Source organism: Sphingopyxis sp. TUF1 (assembly GCF_036687315.1).
GTDB classification, from domain to species: domain Bacteria; phylum Pseudomonadota; class Alphaproteobacteria; order Sphingomonadales; family Sphingomonadaceae; genus Sphingopyxis; species Sphingopyxis kveilinensis.
Genome location: NZ_CP144683.1, coordinates 629775 through 645317 on the forward strand (window position 1 = coordinate 629775; position 15543 = coordinate 645317).

Annotated in this window: 16 protein-coding genes; 7 read left to right on the forward strand and 9 right to left on the reverse strand. The window is 64.4% G+C overall.

The genetic code is table 11. The features are described from left to right. Nucleotides 1–96 precede the first annotated feature (96 nt). Nucleotides 97–987 carry a haloalkane dehalogenase gene (locus VSX77_RS03050; protein ID WP_338426195.1) on the reverse strand — a complete coding sequence of 297 codons (891 nt, stop codon included), beginning with the start codon at nt 985–987 and terminating at the stop codon, nt 97–99. Nucleotides 988–1060: 73 nt separating this feature from the next. Between VSX77_RS03050 and VSX77_RS03055 the strand changes: the two genes are divergently transcribed. Further along, complete coding sequence (locus tag VSX77_RS03055; RefSeq protein WP_338426196.1) at nt 1061–1651, forward strand: NADPH-dependent FMN reductase; 591 nt, start codon at nt 1061–1063, stop codon at nt 1649–1651. A gap of 109 nt (nt 1652–1760) precedes the next feature. Here VSX77_RS03055 and VSX77_RS03060 read toward each other — a convergent pair whose 3' ends face one another. The 4 genes from VSX77_RS03060 to VSX77_RS03075 all read right to left on the reverse strand — a co-directional run bounded on the left by VSX77_RS03060 (nt 1761) and on the right by VSX77_RS03075 (nt 5710). Then, nucleotides 1761–3077, reverse strand: a complete 1317-nt coding sequence (locus VSX77_RS03060; protein WP_338426197.1) for a spinster family MFS transporter — start codon at nt 3075–3077, stop codon at nt 1761–1763. 532 nt (nt 3078–3609) lie between these two features. After that, nucleotides 3610–4092, reverse strand: coding sequence for a DUF2721 domain-containing protein (locus VSX77_RS03065; protein WP_338426198.1), 483 nt, complete (start codon nt 4090–4092; stop codon nt 3610–3612). After that, entirely contained in the window at nt 4089–4502 is a 414-nt protein-coding gene (locus tag VSX77_RS03070) for a DUF4345 family protein (protein WP_338426199.1), read from the reverse strand. The genes VSX77_RS03065 and VSX77_RS03070 overlap by 4 nt, the downstream gene beginning before the upstream one ends. After that, nucleotides 4502–5710: an LL-diaminopimelate aminotransferase gene (locus VSX77_RS03075; RefSeq protein WP_338426200.1), complete on the reverse strand. Its 1209-nt coding sequence runs from the start codon at nt 5708–5710 to the stop codon at nt 4502–4504. The genes VSX77_RS03070 and VSX77_RS03075 overlap by 1 nt, the downstream gene beginning before the upstream one ends. Before the next feature lie 115 nt (nt 5711–5825). On the opposite strand from VSX77_RS03075, the gene VSX77_RS03080 reads away from it, so the two are divergent. The 3 genes from VSX77_RS03080 to clpS all read left to right on the forward strand — a co-directional run bounded on the left by VSX77_RS03080 (nt 5826) and on the right by clpS (nt 9024). Beyond that, nucleotides 5826–7598, forward strand: coding sequence for a PHA/PHB synthase family protein (locus tag VSX77_RS03080; protein ID WP_338426201.1), 1773 nt, complete (start codon nt 5826–5828; stop codon nt 7596–7598). Between the two features lie 123 nt (nt 7599–7721). Then, nucleotides 7722–8456 (forward strand): phasin family protein, encoded by a 735-nt coding sequence (locus VSX77_RS03085; protein WP_338426202.1) that lies wholly within the window; start codon nt 7722–7724, stop codon nt 8454–8456. 223 nt (nt 8457–8679) lie between these two features. Further along, nucleotides 8680–9024: an ATP-dependent Clp protease adapter ClpS gene (clpS, locus tag VSX77_RS03090; RefSeq protein WP_338426203.1), complete on the forward strand. Its 345-nt coding sequence runs from the start codon at nt 8680–8682 to the stop codon at nt 9022–9024. A 1-nt stretch (nt 9025) separates the two neighbouring features. On the opposite strand, the gene VSX77_RS03095 is transcribed toward clpS, so the two are convergent. Further along, a complete protein-coding gene (locus tag VSX77_RS03095; protein WP_338426204.1) occupies nt 9026–9517 on the reverse strand; it encodes a winged helix-turn-helix transcriptional regulator in 492 nt (163 codons plus the stop codon). A gap of 82 nt (nt 9518–9599) precedes the next feature. Between VSX77_RS03095 and VSX77_RS03100 the strand changes: the two genes are divergently transcribed. The 3 genes from VSX77_RS03100 to murA are packed head-to-tail and all read left to right on the forward strand — an operon-like array spanning nt 9600 to nt 12263. Beyond that, the gene (locus VSX77_RS03100; protein ID WP_338426205.1) at nt 9600–10331 is read left to right on the forward strand and encodes an SDR family oxidoreductase; all 732 of its coding nucleotides are present in this window, start codon (nt 9600–9602) and stop codon (nt 10329–10331) included. Beyond that, the gene (locus VSX77_RS03105) at nt 10325–10936 is read left to right on the forward strand and encodes a 2-hydroxychromene-2-carboxylate isomerase (RefSeq protein WP_338426206.1); all 612 of its coding nucleotides are present in this window, start codon (nt 10325–10327) and stop codon (nt 10934–10936) included. Before VSX77_RS03100 ends, VSX77_RS03105 begins: the two co-directional genes overlap by 7 nt. A 43-nt stretch (nt 10937–10979) precedes the next feature. After that, a complete protein-coding gene (gene murA / locus VSX77_RS03110; protein ID WP_338426207.1) occupies nt 10980–12263 on the forward strand; it encodes a UDP-N-acetylglucosamine 1-carboxyvinyltransferase in 1284 nt (427 codons plus the stop codon). Here murA and VSX77_RS03115 read toward each other — a convergent pair. Genes VSX77_RS03115 through VSX77_RS03125 form a run of 3 tightly spaced genes read right to left on the reverse strand, consistent with a single transcriptional unit; the run spans nt 12250 to nt 15543 of the window. Continuing rightward, nucleotides 12250–13530, reverse strand: coding sequence for an alpha/beta hydrolase family protein (locus VSX77_RS03115; RefSeq protein ID WP_338426208.1), 1281 nt, complete (start codon nt 13528–13530; stop codon nt 12250–12252). The two genes, murA and VSX77_RS03115, sit on opposite strands and share 14 nt — an antisense overlap. A 46-nt stretch (nt 13531–13576) precedes the next feature. Beyond that, a complete protein-coding gene (locus VSX77_RS03120) occupies nt 13577–14536 on the reverse strand; it encodes a DMT family transporter (RefSeq protein ID WP_338426209.1) in 960 nt (319 codons plus the stop codon). Then, nucleotides 14533–15543, reverse strand: coding sequence for a threonine aldolase family protein (locus VSX77_RS03125; protein WP_338426210.1), 1011 nt, complete (start codon nt 15541–15543; stop codon nt 14533–14535). Before VSX77_RS03125 ends, VSX77_RS03120 begins: the two co-directional genes overlap by 4 nt.

Consider the following 15543-nt stretch of genomic DNA (forward strand, 5'->3'; position numbering starts at 1 on the left):
ATCCTTGCGAGGAGCGAAGCGACGAAGCAATCTCCAGCCATCCGCCCTGCGCAAGGTCGACGGCGGAAGCTTGCTTCGCTCCGCTCGCAATCACGACTAAGGGCGTGCCGCCGCCGCCACATCCCTGATCGCCGCGACGAATCCCGCCGGATCATTCTCCTGGATGAAATGCCCACCGTGCAACGTCCGGTGCGCCATCCCGCGCGCGCCGGGCACCCGGCTGGTGAACAGCGCATCACCGCCGCGCGTGATCGGATCGCCATCGGCAAAGCAACAGAGAAAGGGCTTGTCGAACGCCTCCAGCGCCGCCCATGCGCGTTTCTGGTCGGGCACCGCGACATTGTCGCCCAGCGGCACGAAGGATGGAAAAACCCGCGCCGCGACCTTCGACGCGCGCGTCGGAAAGGGCGCGTCATAGGCGGCGACTTCCTGCGGCGTCAGTTGCCGCTTCGCGCCCGCGTTGACGATCCGCCCAATCGGAAAGACCGGACTATAACGCGAAAAGGCGCGCCAGATGGCAAAGGCGCGCGGCGCCGGCTGGCCTTCGGGAAGGCCGCCGTTCGACAGCGCGACGCCCGCGAAACGCTCGGGCATTTCGGCGACGAGGCGCAGGCCGATCAGCGAGCCCCAGTCCTGACACGCAAGGATGATGTCCTGAAGATCGAGCGCCTCGATCCACTGGCGCATCCACGCGACTTCGGCGGCATAGCTGTAGGCCGAACGATCGAGCGGCTTGTCCGATCGGCCGAAGCCGATGAGGTCGGGCACGACGGCGCGAAAGCCCGAACTCACGGCAGGCCCGATCATATGACGATAGAGATACGCCCACGTCGGCTCGCCATGCAGCATCAGCACCGGCTGGACGCCCGCCCTCCCTTCGTCGATATAATGGACACGCAGCCCGTCTGCGATCTCGCGATAGTTCGGTGCATAGGGCCAGTCCGGCAGCCCGGCAAAACGCTCGTCCGGTGTGCGATAAACGCGCATAGTCTCTCCCCCCCCACGGTCGGTTCAGCTTAGGTCCCTTCCGTTTCGATGCAAGCCATGCCAACATCGCGCCATGGCCCGCTACATCCTCGTCCTTTATGGCAGCTACCGCCGCGACCGGCAGGGCATCAAGCTGGCGAACTGGCTGGTCGATGCGATCGGCGCGCGCGGCGACCGCGCCGAACTGATCGACGCCAAGGCGGTCGGCCTCCCGATGCTCGACCGCATGTATAAGGAATATCCGAAGGGCGAGGCCCCGCGCGCGATGGCCGAGCTGGCGGACAAGATCGTCGCCGCCGACGGCTTCGTCTTCGTCACCGGCGAATATAATTGGGGGCCGCAGCCGGGACTCAAGAATCTGACCGATCATTTCCTCGAGGAATGGTTCTGGCGCCCCGCGGCGATCGCCTGTTATTCGGGCGGCCCGTTTGCGGGTGTGCGCGCGATGATGGGGTGGCGCGACATATTGGGCGAAATGGGGATGGCGGTGATTTCGTCGATCCTGACGGTCGGGCGGACCGGCCGCGCCTTTGATGACTCGGGCGCCCCCGTCGGCGACGATGGCGCACGGCTGGAAAAGGCGTTCCCACGCTTTGCCGATGATCTCAACTGGTGGATCGACGCGGCGAAAGCACAGCGCGCCAGGCAGGCACCACCCTATTAGCCGTCGTCATCGCGAGGAGCCGAAGGCGACGCGGCGATCCCCAGCCATCGGACTTGCGTGAGGCCGATGGCTGGAGATCGCTTCGCTTCGCTCGCAATGACGAAAACGCCTACCCCGACTTCAATTCCGCCTTCAGCCGCAGGCTGGCGCGCCAGAAGAAGAAGGCGGGGATCAGCCCCAGCCACGCCGCACCGTAGAGCACGTAACGCACGCTTTCCTGCCCATAGGCAGGCGCGAGCAGGTCCGACAGCACCCCGAACAGGAACGGCCCGAAGCCCAGCCCGATCAGATTTTGGCCGAACAGCATGATCGACGCGGCGACGGCGCGCGCCTGCGGCCGGACCAGTCCCTGCACACAGCCATAGGCAGGGCCGTAGTAGGCCGAATTGAGGATCGTCGGCACGATCAGCAACGCGACCGCGACCAGCCAGTTTTCCATATAATAGCCAAGGAACAGGATCGGCGCGGCCACCGCCATGCCATAGGCGGGGAAGGTCAGGATATGCTTCTTGTCGCGCTTGCCGAACACATCGGCCATCTTGCCGCCGAGCCAGGTGCCGAATACCCCGGCAAGGCCGAGGACGACCGCCATGGACAGCCCGGCTTCGGTCGTCGACAGCCCGTGGCTGCGGATGAAAAAGCTGATCGTCCACAGCGCTTTTCCATAGCCGAGAAAGGCGGTTACCGACGCGGCGATGAGGATGTAAATGAAGGCGCGCGACGCGAAAATCTCCTTCATCGCCTCGCCGGTCGACAGCCGCACGACTGCGGCGGCAGTTGCGGCGGCTTCGGCGGTGCGGCGGTGCCGCGGCTCGCGCATCACCAGCAGCACAATCAGCGCGAGAAGCAGGCCCGGCGCGCCGACGAGCATCAGGGCGATGCGCCAGCCGTACAGGTCGTTGACGATGCCGCCGATGATGAGCCCGAGCAGCGAGCCGATCGGCACCCCCATGCCGTAAAAGGCGATCGCCGACGAGCGCTTCTCCGCCGGCACGCTGTCGGTGATGAGCGAGTGCGCGGCGGGGGTGCAGCCCGCCTCACCGACGCCGACGCCGATGCGCGCGAAAAGCAATTGCACGAAGTTTTGCGCGAGGCCGCAGACCGCGGTCATCGCCGACCACACAGCAAGCGCGGCAGCGATCAGCCGGACGCGATTGGTCCCGTCCTTGTCGGCATAGCGCGCAATCGGAATGCCGAGCAGCGCATAGAAGACCGCAAAGGCGGGACCCGCGAGCAGTCCCAATTCGGTATCGGACAGGCCAAGGTCGGCCTTGATCGGCTCGGCCAGGATGTTGACGATCTGCCGGTCGAGGAAATTGAAGATATAGACGATCAGCAAAAGCCACAGCATCGTCCGCGTCTGCGCGGCCGCACTGTCGGCGGGGGGCGACCCAAGCCCCGCGGCGAGCGCAGGTTTTTCGTTCATCATTCTCTCCCGACGGCGAAAGGTGCAGGGAGCGCCTGCCCCTGTCAATGCCGCTGCAATGCGATGAAAATGGCGGTTTGCAATTGCCGCTACGGCTGCCAGCCTTCGCTTCATGCAAAAATTTACCGCCCGCCCCATTCTCCATCGCGGCGCTGCCTAAAGCGTCTGGGTCCGCTTGCGACGAAACCTAGCCGTCGCCCCCGCGAAGGCGGGGGCCGCTGTCGGTTTACGCAGCGGCGCACGAAAAGGCCGATTGCGGCCCCCGCCTTCGCGGGGCGACGGTTTATTGAAACGTCCGCTCCCCACCCCAAAGCAGCCTTCGCCCGACAGGCAAAAAAAGCTGTCCTACATGACCTGGCTGTGCCAGCCTTCATGCCAGCTCTTTCAATATGTGGACAAAAGCGATTGCAGCCCGGCCTGTGAACCCGGCACGGCCTTGTCCGCCGCGGCGACCCGATCGGGACGCCGCGTAAGGCTGACCTTTACTGACCTTTGAAATTATCGGGTGGCCTCCACCCGATCACCGGGCGATCTAACGGCGCCCCTGCCGATTGCGCCAGCCCATTTCTTCCAGCTCGAGCAGGTCCATCGGAACGCGGATCGTGCGGATGGCCAGCCGCACCTCGATCAGGAACAGAATCAGCGACACGAGCAGCAACAGCATCGCGACCGCAAAGGCCCATGACGCCGCAACCGCCAAATTGACGCCCGTGAAAGCCTGCGTAAACAGCAGCGCGACGAGCAGGCAGACGACGATGCCGCCCGCCACCGCGGCAAGGATCGAATTGTTGATGACCGCCATGCGCCGGTCGGCAACGCGCAGTTCGGCGACGATGCGGTCATGTTCGGCGCCCTCGGTATCGGGCCAGCGTTCCATCAGCACGCGCGAACGGTCGACGACGCGCGCGAGCCGCCCCGCGATGACGTTGAGCAGACTGCCGGTCGCGACCAGCAGAAACACCGGCGTGACCGACAACTGAATCGTCTGCGCGATCGCGCTCGCGTCGAGGGTCATCGCGGTGCGGCATCCGCGCGCAGGCCGCGCAACGCCCAAAGCGCGAGCCCAATCGCGACCAGTTCGATCGCCAGCAGCGCCGTGAACAGCGGATCGGGCGCCTGTCCAAGCGCGACCGCGGCGATCCGCGCCAGCGCAACGCATCCCGAAATCAGCACGAGCGCCCATAATCCAGGCACCAGCGTCGCGCGCCGCCATCCCAGCAGCAAGATCGTCAGACCGACACCGACGAACATCCCGCCATAAACGGTGCGGATTTCCATCACCGCCTTGGTCGTCGGCATGGCCACATCGGTTTCGACCGTCAGCGCGCCGGGATCGATAAAATAGCGCAACCCGATCAGCATAAAACCGATCCCCAGCACGGCGGTCACGATGCGCCCCATGCGTTCGGCCCCGGCGCGCGTCATTAGCCGACTTTCGCGGGGGTATTCATGCCCATCGAGAGAAAATATTTGCGAATGTTGCGCGCGGCCTGCCGAATGCGCTGCTCATTCTCGACCATCGCGATCCGGACAAAACCTTCGCCATCCTCGCCATAGCCGACCCCCGGCGCGACCGCGACCCCGGCATGAGTGAGCAGTTGTTTCGAAAACTCCAGACTCCCCATGTCCTTGAGCGCAGGCGGCAGCGGCGCCCACGCGAACATCGACGCGGTCGGACTGGGGATGTCCCATCCCGCGCGGCCAAAGCTTTCGACCATCACGTCGCGGCGCTTCTGATAGAGCTGGCGGTTCTTCTCGACGATGTCCTGCGGCCCGTTGAGCGCCGCGCACGCGGCCGCCTGAATGGGCGTGAACGCGCCATAATCGAGATAGGATTTGACGCGCGTCATCGCCGCGATCAGCCGCTTGTTGCCGACCGCAAAGCCCATGCGCCAGCCCGCCATCGAATAGGTTTTCGACATTGAGGTGAACTCGATCGCGACGTCCTTCGCGCCCGGCACCTGCAGGATCGAGGGCGTCGGGTTGCCGTCGTAATAAAGCTCGGAATAGGCAAGATCGCTGAGCACCCAGACCTTGTTCTCCTTCGCCCACGCAACCAGCCGCTCGTAAAAGGCCAGATCGACCGCTTCCGCCGTCGGGTTCGACGGGTAATTGACCACCAGGATCGACGGGCGCGGCACGGTGAACGCCATCGCCCGGTCGAGCGCGCGCCAGTAATTTTCGTCGGGCGTCGTCGGCACGCTGCGGATCGTTGCCCCGGCGATGATGAAGCCGAAAGTGTGAATGGGATAGCTGGGGTTCGGCGCCAGCACGACGTCGCCGGGCCCGGTGATCGCTGTGGCAAGACTGGCGAGCCCTTCCTTCGACCCCATCGTCACGACGACCTCGGTTTCGGGATCGAGTTCGACGTTGAAGCGGCGGCCGTAATAATTGGCCTGCGCGCGGCGCAGTCCCGGTATGCCCTTCGACTGCGAATAGCCGTGGGCGTCCGGTTTCATCGCCACTTCGCACAATTTGTCGATCACATGCTGCGGCGGCGGCAGGTCAGGGTTGCCCATCCCCAGATCGATGATGTCTTCTCCCGCGGCGCGGGCGGCCGCACGCATCGCATTGACTTCAGCGATGACGTAGGGCGGCAGGCGCTTGATGCGATAGAATTCATCGTCGGACATGGGGAACTAGAACAACTCCTTTACGTATGCGTTCAACCAGCCGCGAACGGCGCCTCGCCAGCCGCGACGCGGCTTGTTATAGGGATTCTCACGCCACTGACCAGCAGGAACCAGCATGACCGATACGGGTGAGGACAAGAGCAGCGGCACCGCCAATCCCTTCATGCCCTCGCCTGAGGATGTTCAGCATTGGACGAGCGTGATGGGCCGGGCGCAGCAGATGATGCTCGACTATGCGCTGGGCCAGGCAAACCAGGGCAATAGCGCGGCGGCGAGCCTGTTCGATCCCGCAAGCTGGTTGCAAAATCCGACGACGCAGCTCTGGGCCGAACAATCGGCAAAGATGTGGGAACAGGGCGCCGCCTTCTGGGCCTCGCTCGCCGCGCTTCAGCCGCCCTTCGCGCCCGCCGCCGACGCGCCGAAGGACCGGCGTTTCGCCGATCCCGACTGGACCGCGAACCCCGTCTTCGCGCTGATCCGCCAGACCTACGGCCTGCTCGCCGAGCAACTACTCGCCACGACGCGATCGATGGGGGGCCTCGACGAGCACGCGCGCGCCAAGCTGGAGTTCGCGGCGAAGAATATGGCCGAGGCGCTTTCGCCCTCGAACCTGGCGATCACCAATCCCGAAGTCATCAAACGCGCGATCGAGACGCGCGGCGAAAGTCTGCTCAGGGGGCTGGAGCATATGCTGACCGATCTGTCGCGCGGGCAGCTTTCCCATGTCGATCCCGACGCGTTCGAGGTCGGCGTCAACATCGCGACGACGCCGGGCAAGGTGATCCACGAAACCGACCTGTACCAGCTCATCCAATATGATCCCGCGACGAAGGACGTGCTCACCGTTCCGCTCGTCATCTTTCCGCCGTGGATCAACCGTTTCTATATCCTTGACCTCAATCCGCAGAAGAGCTTCGTCAAATGGGCGACCGAACAGGGTCTGACCGTGTTCATGGTGTCGTGGAAGTCGGCCGATGCGTCGATGAGTGAGATCGTCTGGGACGATTATGTCGCAGCCCAAGTCGATGCGATCGACACAGTGCGCGATCTGCTGAGCATCCCGCACGTCCACACGATCGGCTATTGCGTCGCGGGCACCACGCTCGCCGCAACGCTCGCCATGCTTGCCGCACGCGGCGAGGCGGCCAAGGTGAAGTCGGTCACCTTTCTGACCGCGCAGGTCGATTTCGAGCTGGCAGGCGACCTCAAAATGTTCGTCGACGAAACCTATCTGGCGCTGCTTCAGCAGCTGTCCGCACCCGGCTATCTCGACGGCCGCTATATGGCCGCGACGTTCAACAGCCTGCGAGGGCGCGACCTCATCTGGAATTATGTCGTCAGCAATTATTTGCTCGGCAATGACTATCCGCCCTTCGACCTGCTCTATTGGAACGGCGATACGACCAACCTGCCCGCAAAATGGCACCGCCAATATCTGACCGAGCTTTATCGCGACAACCGACTGGTGATCCCGAACAGCCTGTCGGTGTGCGGCACCCCCATCGATCTTCGCAAGATCGACACTCCCGCCTATATTCAGGCGGGCCGTGAAGATCATATCGCACCGGCGGCCAGCGTCTGGCGTCTGATGGATCATCTGTCGGGGCGCAAAACCTTCCTGCTCGCCGGGTCGGGACATATCGCCGGCGTTGTCAACCCGCCCGCGGCAGGCAAATATCAATATTGGACCGGCGACGATGACGCCGCGACGCTCGAGGATTTTATCGGCGGCGCCACCGAGACCAACGGCAGCTGGTGGCCTCACTGGATTGATTGGATCGCTGCGCAGGACGGCGAAAAGGTGGCTGCCAAGGGCGGGCGCATCCCCGGTAAGGGGCGCCGTAAGGCGATCGAGAACGCGCCGGGACGTTACGTCAAAATGCGGTAATATCGCGCCACTATAAGGCGTCTGGGGCTCCAACTTTCGGCTTTTGTGCGCTGCACAAAAAATACTCTTGAAATCGCGCGACCGCTCCTATATTGTGCAGTGCAACATAAAGGAGTTGTCCCGATGGCTACCAAGATGGATAGTGCCGAAAAGGCTTTCGAAGCCGCGACGCTGGAAACCGCCGCCAAGCCGGCGGCGACTCCTGCCGCTCCGGCTGAAACTGCGCCCGCAGCAAAGACCCCGGCGCCCGTGAAAACCAAGACCGTCGCCGCGAAAGCCAAGCCGGTCCAAAAGAAGGCCGCAAAGCCGGCCGCCAAAAAGGTCGCCCCCGCGAAGGCGGCCGTGAAGAAAATTGCCCCCAAGGCCGCGCCGAAGCCGGTTGCCGCCACCGCCAGCAAAGGATTTAAGACCATGAACGATACCGTCAAGAAAATGGCCGAAGACGCCAAGACCCGCGCCGAAGCCCTGACCGCCGATTTCAACGAAAAGGCGAAGGAAGCCATGGCCAAGACCAGCAAGATCGCCGAAGAAGCCGTCGAGTTCAACAAGGCGAACATCGAAGCGCTCGTCGAATCGGGCAAGATCGCGGCCAAGGGCATGGAAACGCTTGGCCAGGAAGGCGTCAGCTTCGCCCGCAAGAGCTTTGAAGAGACGACCGCCGCGCTGAAGGGCTATACCGCCGTCAAAACGCCGGCCGACTTTTTCAAGCTCTATGCCGAAAACAGCAAGAAGGCATTCGACGCCGCTGTTGCGCAGACCTCGAAGACCAGCGAACTTGTTGTCAAGCTGACGAACGACAGCTTCGCGCCGATCTCGAACCGCGTCTCGGTCATCACTTCGAAGATGAAGGCTGCGTAAGCGCCTTTACCTTCCTTTGTCGGCGCGGACACTTCCCCCTCCCTCCCCCGTCTGCGTCGGCACCCCCAAGGCCGCCCGCTTCCCAGGAAGCGGGCGGTTCTTGTTTTTTGGGCTCTGTCCTCCCGCACAAGGACGACGAAAAGGGGGTTAATGTGGCACCGCGCCCCTTGCGCTTCGGCCGCGGCTTGCGATATTCCTGCGCATGATGTTTCTAGTTCCGACCATGAACCCGGTCCGCGCGATGGCGGATAAGGACGACGGCCTGCCAGGCACCCCCGGTGTCGGCATCGCGACGCGTACCCGCGCCAAGGCGAAAAAGCCGTCGATGTACAAGGTGCTGCTGCTCAACGACGATTATACGCCGATGGAGTTCGTCGTCATGGTGCTGCAACGCTTTTTCAACATGGACATCGAACAGGCGACACAGGTGATGCTCCACGTGCACCAGCAGGGCGTCGGCGTGTGCGGCGTGTTCAGTTACGAAGTTGCCGAAACCAAGGTCAATCAGGTGATGGACGCCGCGCGGCAAAACCAGCACCCGCTGCAATGTACGCTGGAGAAGGCCTGACCTAAGCCCTGCGCGACTCCTGTTCGGCCCTGAGCGCGGCCGACGGTTCGCCTTTCACGTCACCATAGCCCAGCGCGTCACCGCACCCCGGACACACCAGCGCCGTCCCGACATCGGTTCCGCACGCGCGGTGGATGTAGCGCATCGCCGGCCCGCCGCCGGTCTCACCATCTTCATACGCCCAGCGCTCTGACCAACCGCGCATCGCGTAAAGCACGCCAAAAAGATCCTTGCCCTTATCGGTCAGCCGATATTCGTGCCGCGGCGGGCGCGCCTGATAGGGCTGGCGCGCCACGATCGCCTCGCTCTCGAGCATCCTGAGCCGTGCCGACACCAATTGCGGTCCCAGCCGCGTGTTGGCGGCGATCGCCTCGAACCGCCGCCGCCCAAAGAACAGCTCGCGCAGGATCAGCAGCACTGCACGGTCGCCCAGAATTTCGGCCGCGCGGCCGACCGGGCAAAAGGTATCCGACAGATCAGCGCGCTTGGGCATCGCCCCTCACTCATTCCTCTTCAAAAATTACTTGCCACTATGATTATCATAGTTACTATTCAGCGCAAGAGGAGAGTCGTCCATGTCCCATCCCGCAGCCGTCATCATCGGCGCCGGCGACGCCACGGGCGGCGCGATTGCCCGCGCCTTCGCCGCTGAAGGCCTAACCGCCTGTATCAATCGTCGCGAACGCAATGCCGAGCAGTTGGAGGCGCTGGCGCAATCGATCCGCGACACCGGGCACCGCGCTCGCGCCTTCCCTGCTGACGCCCGCAGCGAAGAGGCGATGATCCAGCTGTTCGAAACGGTCGAGGCCGAAGTCGGGCCTGTTGAAGTCGCGGTGTTCAACATCGGCGCCAATGTGAATTTTCCGATCACCGAGACGACGCTGCGCGTTTATACGAAGGTGTGGGAAATGACGTGTCTCGGCGGCTTCCTGATGGGACGCGAGGCGGCGAAGCGCATGGTGCCGCGCGGCCGCGGCACCATCATCTTCACCGGCGCGACCGCCAGCTTGCGCGGCGGGTCGGGGTACGCCGCCTTTTCGGGCGCGAAGGGGGCGCTCCGGATGCTCGCGCAGGCGATGGCGCGCGAGCTGGGGCCGCAGGGCATCCACGTCGCACACACAGTGATCGACGGGGCGATCGACACTGATTTCATCAAGGGCCGCCATCCCGATTTCGACAATGCGAAGGCGCAGGATCTGATCCTGAACCCTGAGGCGATCGCGGCCAATTATGTGATGCTCCACAAGCAACCGAAAAGCGCGTGGACGCACGAACTCGACCTTCGCCCATGGGGAGAAAAATGGTGACCAAAAGCCTCGAACTCATCTTCGATTTCGGCAGCCCCAACGCCTATCTGGCGATGAAGGCGCTCCCCGACCTGCTCGACCGCACCGGCGCCGACCTCGTCATCACGCCGTGCCTATTGGGCGGCATCTTCAAGGCGACGGGAAACAAGGCACCGATGGTACAATATGCCGACGCACCCGCAAAGCTTGCCTATGAAAATCTCGAAATGCGCCGCTTCATCGAGAAACATGGCCTCAGCAAATTTCGCATCAACCCGCACTTTCCGGTGAACACGCTGACGATCATGCGCGGCGCACTCGTCGCAGAGGACGAAGGCACTCTCGACGACTATATCGACGCCGTGAACCGCGCGATGTGGGAAGACGGGCTGAAGATGAACGATCCAGACGTCATCGCGACCTTCCTGTCGGCGAACGGTTTCGACGGTCCCGCGCTGCTCGCGCGCACGCAGGAGCCCGAAATCAAGGCGAAGCTCGTCGCCAATACCGAAGCCGCCGTCGCGCGCGGCGTGTTTGGCATTCCGACCTTCTTCGTCGGAGATGAGATGTTTTTCGGCAAGGACCGACTGGGTCAGGTCGAGGAGGCGCTGTCGCAGCCCGGCTGACGCGGCCGCTTGCGCGGCCCCGCGCATCCGCTAAAGACCGCCCATGGATCAAATCGTCATTCGCGGCGGCCAGCGACTCAAGGGCCGTATTCCCATCAGCGGCGCCAAGAACGCGGCGCTCACGCTGCTGCCTTGCGCGCTGCTCACCGACGAACCGCTGACCTTGCGCAACCTGCCGCGGCTCGCCGACGTCGACGGGTTCGGACACCTGCTGAACCAGCTCGGCTGTTCGACGACGATCGAGGGATCGCGGCCCGAAGATTTTGGCCGCGTGATGACCGCGCGCGCGACGACGCTGACCTCGACCGTTGCGCCCTATGACATCGTGCGCAAGATGCGCGCGTCGATCCTCGTGCTCGGCCCGTTGCTCGCCCGCGCGGGCGAGGCGACCGTGTCGCTGCCGGGCGGCTGCGCCATCGGCAACCGCCCGATCGACCTGCATCTGAAAGCGCTCGAAGCGTTCGGTGCCGAAATCGAGTTGGCGTCAGGCTATGTGAAGGCGGTGGCGCCCGGCGGCCGTCTGGCGGGCGGCAAGTTCACCTTTCCCGTGGTGTCCGTCGGCGCCACCGAAAACGCCGTCATGGCGGCGGTGCTCGCTAAAGGGACGTGCGTGCTCGAAAACGCCGCGCGCGAGCCCGAGATCGTCGACCTCTGCAACTGCCTCGTCGCGATGGGCGCGCATATCGACGGGATCGGCACCGAAACGCTGACGATCGAAGGCGTCGATCGTCTGCACGGCGCGACCTATCGCGTGATGGCCGACCGCATCGAGGCGGGGAGCTATGCCTGCGCCGCGGTGATTACCGAGGGCGACGTCGAACTGGTCGGTGCCAAGGCCAGCGAGATGGAAGCGACGCTCGCCGCGCTGCGCGACGCGGGCGCGACGGTTGAGGAAACCAAGGCCGGCATTCGCGTCGCCATGTCGGGCCGCGCGCATCCGGTGACGCTGTCGACCGCCCCCTACCCCGGTTTCGCGACCGACATGCAGGCGCAGTTCATGGCGATGGCGACGCTCGGCACCGGCGCGTCGCTGTTCACCGAAACGATCTTCGAAAACCGCTATATGCACGTCCCCGAGTTGGCGCGCATGGGCTGCGACATTCAGGTCAAGGGCCGCACCGCGGTGGTGCGCGGGGTCGATCACCTGATCGGTGCGCCGGTAATGGCGACCGACCTGCGCGCGTCGATGAGCCTTATCATCGCCGGCCTTGCCGCCCAGGGTCAGACCGAGGTCAATCGCGTCTATCACCTCGACCGCGGTTATGAGCGGCTGGAGGAAAAGCTCCAGGCCGTCGGCGCCGACATCGAGCGCATCAGCGCGGGCTAGTCGTCAGTTTCTCGGCGCGGCCGTAAGGCCCACGCGCCGCACCCTTCATCCAGTCGCCGAGAAGCGTCAGATAGCCGTCGGTGATGCGCGTATAGGACCGCTTGCCATCAGGGCCGGTGGTGAATTCGATCATGCCGTGATCGGTGCCGGGAAAGAGATAGACGTCGATGGGTTTTCCCGCCGCCTGCAAATCGGCCAGCGCGGCGCGCGTCGTTTCGATCGGCGCTTCGCGATCCTCCCCCGCGAGCACCCACAAAAGCGGGGTACGAAGCCGGCGTAGCGCGGCGACCGCGTCGTAATCCCAGATCAGCTCGAGGCTGTCGAAACGCGGACGTCCGATGCGCCGCAACTCGGCATTGGGCGTCCGCAGGATCGTCCCGCTGTGCTCGCCTTGGATCTGCGCGGCCCACGGCTTGTCCGCAAGCGCGGCGCGTGCAGCGTCGAGATCGGAATAGCCGTCCTTGAAGCTCGACAGCAGCAGCTTGGCCGTCGCCGCCGAGAGGTTGTTCACCAGCGTTTCCGCATCCTTGCCCAGCCCCGCCGCGCGCACTTCGGAAATCATCTGCTCGCGGTCTTCCTCGATCGGCGATGCGACGAGGCCGAAACCAACCGCGACGAAATCGGCGGGGGTCAGCGTCGCGGCAAGCGGAGCGACCCATCCACCCTGACTGCCGCCAAAAAAACCTGCGCGTCCGGTGCGTCCCGGCAACATCGCGCGCGCTTGGTTGAGCGCGGCGGCGGCATCGCTCGCGAGCAGTTCGAAATTCTGCGTGTATTCGCCCTCCGACGCGCCGGTGCCGCGCTTGTCATAGACGAAGACTGACAGGCCTTGCGCCGCCATCGCATAGCCATAGAGGCCGCCGATCGGCGATGTGCGCTCGGAGCCGTGGACCATCACCACGAGCGGTCGCTGCGGGTCGGCGCCCGGCGGTTCGATCAACATGCCCGCCAGCTTGGACCCGGCACTCCCGAAGGTAGCCGGGGTTTCGCGGAAGGCGACACGCGCCCACGTCTTTGCCTCGGCGCCTTCGCGGAGGCGCACGGCGTCGGGGGTGCAATCGAGCGGCGCGTCGGCGTCGCCGGTCCCACCGCGGCGGCCGTCGCGGAACAGGTAGCGCAGCCCCCCCGCCGGGTTGACCGCCGATTTCGCCAGCGCCACAAAGTCGCCGTCGGCATTGCGGTAAGCGCCAGGCTGGCAGGCTTCCTGTGCAAGAGCGGGTTGCGCGAGGGTAGCGGCGAGGGCAAAAGCCAGGAGCTTGCGTATCATGGCAGTGGCTTAGCGCTCGCCCCGGCCCCTCCGCAAAGCCTTTCGATCAACCGTCGGAATCGACCGGCAAAGACACCATATTGCCGCTGACCGATGGGCGCTGAGGGCGCTTGGCGACCGCGATCACCAGTCCGATCAGCGCGACGACGCCCCCCGCGACCGATAGCATCGCCCAGCGATAATCCTCAAACGCCGTCGAAAAACCCATGGCGATGATCGGGATCAAAACGCTCGACCATGCCGCCTGACCCGGCCCGACCGCGCGGATGACGTTGAAATAGAGCGGAAAGGTCACCGCGCTGGCGATGACGCCAAGATAGAGAACGCCTCCAAGATACGCCGCAGTCGCCTCAACCACTGGTGGCCCCGTCGTGATCAACGCATAGGCGCCGTCGGCAAGCGCGCCGAACAGCATAGCCCAGGCGATCATCGCTATCATCGATTGCGCGCGTGCAATCGTCGTTCCCTGCATCACATTGGCGATTGAGGCGCTTATCACCCCCACAAGCGTCAGTGCGGTGCCGATCAGCACCTCGCCCGCGTCCAGTGCCGCGGCGCGATATTCGTGAAGGATCATCAGCCCGACGCCGACGATCGCGATCCCGGCACCGAGCAGGAAGCGCCCTTCGAGCGGGGTCTTCAAAAAGGCGCGTCCCATCAGCGTATTCGGGACGATCAGCAGCGCGAACAACACCGCGACAAGACCCGACGTAATATGCTGCTCAGCCCGGTAGACGAAATTGAAATTCAGCGCGAACTGCGCTGTTCCGAGCACCGCCGCGAACAGCATGGCGCGCGGTTCGAGCCGCAGCCGCTCGCCGCGAATGAGCGCAAAGGCAAACATCGCCGCGGCGGCAATGGCGAAGCGATAGGTCACCGACCAGCTGGGCGGCACGACGCCAAGCTGTCCCTTTATGACGATCCACGTCGACCCCCAGATCAGCGTCACGAGCGCAAAGGGCAGCAACACCCGCGGGCTGAGCAGCGTCGTGGGAGTGGCGTTCATAGCGCACCGATCGCGGTCGCAAGCGCCGCCACCGCTTCGGCGTCCTGATCCCAGCTGACGACGAGCCGCGCCGCGCCCTCGCCCCAGTCATAGAAGTCGAAGCCCGCGGCGCGCAGCCGTGCGGCCTCGTCGGCGGTCAGGCGCACGAACAGCTCGTTCGCCTCGACCGGATACATCAGGCGGCTGCCGCACGCGGCGGCGAGCTTGGCCGCGCCCATATTGGCGGCGCGCGCATTGGCGAGCCACAAATCATCCTTCAGCATCGCCCGGATCTGCGCCGCGACGAAGCGCCCCTTGCTCAGCAAATGCCCGCCGCGCTTCTTGAGTTCGCGCACCCCCGCGCCGCCACTGCCGCTGAAAAAGACGATCGCCTCGGCCATCATCGCGCCGTTCTTGGTAAAGCCGAACGACAGCGCATCGACCCCGGCGCGCCAGGTCACATCGGCGGGCGCGCATCCGAGGAAGGCGACGGCATTGGCGAAGCGCGCACCATCCATATGGAGCTTCAGCCCCTTGCGCCTCGCGATCTCGCTGATCTCGCCGATTTCCTGCGGCCGCCACGCCAGGCCATATTCGGTCGCATTGGTGATACTGACCGCGGCGGGCTGCACCTGATGCACATCTTGCCGGATGTCGGCGATCCGCGCCTTCAGCGCTGCCGCGTCGATCTTGGCGCCGCGGCCGGGAAGCGGCATCAGCTTGGCGCCGCCCGAATAGAAGGTCGGCGCGCCGCATTCGTCCACCTCGATATGCGCTTCTTCGTGACACAGGATGCCCTGCCACGGCCGGGCGAAATGCGCGAGGATGATGCTGTTCGCGGCGGTTCCGGTCGATACCCAGACGACCTCGCAATCGGTTTCGAACAGGTCTGAAAACGCCGTGTCAAGCGACCGGCTGAGCGCGTCGCCGTCATAGGCGGTATCGACATGGTTCGCGGCGACGAGCGCGTCCATCACGGCAGGATGAACGGCGGCGGCATTATCCGAAAAGAAACGGGTCGCGGTCAT

What these genes read in the sequence shown, in the direction of transcription:
- VSX77_RS03050 (WP_338426195.1), bottom strand. Translation starts at nt 987, where the DNA reads ATGCGCGTTTATCGCACACCGGACGAGCGTTTTGCCGGGCTGCCGGAC.
- VSX77_RS03055 (WP_338426196.1), top strand. Translation starts at nt 1,061, where the DNA reads ATGGCCCGCTACATCCTCGTCCTTTATGGCAGCTACCGCCGCGACCGG.
- VSX77_RS03060 (WP_338426197.1), bottom strand. Translation starts at nt 3,077, where the DNA reads ATGAACGAAAAACCTGCGCTCGCCGCGGGGCTTGGGTCGCCCCCCGCC.
- VSX77_RS03065 (WP_338426198.1), bottom strand. Translation starts at nt 4,092, where the DNA reads ATGACCCTCGACGCGAGCGCGATCGCGCAGACGATTCAGTTGTCGGTC.
- VSX77_RS03070 (WP_338426199.1), bottom strand. Translation starts at nt 4,502, where the DNA reads ATGACGCGCGCCGGGGCCGAACGCATGGGGCGCATCGTGACCGCCGTG.
- VSX77_RS03075 (WP_338426200.1), bottom strand. Translation starts at nt 5,710, where the DNA reads ATGTCCGACGATGAATTCTATCGCATCAAGCGCCTGCCGCCCTACGTC.
- VSX77_RS03080 (WP_338426201.1), top strand. Translation starts at nt 5,826, where the DNA reads ATGACCGATACGGGTGAGGACAAGAGCAGCGGCACCGCCAATCCCTTC.
- VSX77_RS03085 (WP_338426202.1), top strand. Translation starts at nt 7,722, where the DNA reads ATGGCTACCAAGATGGATAGTGCCGAAAAGGCTTTCGAAGCCGCGACG.
- clpS (WP_338426203.1), top strand. Translation starts at nt 8,680, where the DNA reads ATGAACCCGGTCCGCGCGATGGCGGATAAGGACGACGGCCTGCCAGGC.
- VSX77_RS03095 (WP_338426204.1), bottom strand. Translation starts at nt 9,517, where the DNA reads ATGCCCAAGCGCGCTGATCTGTCGGATACCTTTTGCCCGGTCGGCCGC.
- VSX77_RS03100 (WP_338426205.1), top strand. Translation starts at nt 9,600, where the DNA reads ATGTCCCATCCCGCAGCCGTCATCATCGGCGCCGGCGACGCCACGGGC.
- VSX77_RS03105 (WP_338426206.1), top strand. Translation starts at nt 10,325, where the DNA reads ATGGTGACCAAAAGCCTCGAACTCATCTTCGATTTCGGCAGCCCCAAC.
- murA (WP_338426207.1), top strand. Translation starts at nt 10,980, where the DNA reads ATGGATCAAATCGTCATTCGCGGCGGCCAGCGACTCAAGGGCCGTATT.
- VSX77_RS03115 (WP_338426208.1), bottom strand. Translation starts at nt 13,530, where the DNA reads ATGATACGCAAGCTCCTGGCTTTTGCCCTCGCCGCTACCCTCGCGCAA.
- VSX77_RS03120 (WP_338426209.1), bottom strand. Translation starts at nt 14,536, where the DNA reads ATGAACGCCACTCCCACGACGCTGCTCAGCCCGCGGGTGTTGCTGCCC.
- VSX77_RS03125 (WP_338426210.1), bottom strand. Translation starts at nt 15,543, where the DNA reads ATGACCGCGACCCGTTTCTTTTCGGATAATGCCGCCGCCGTTCATCCT.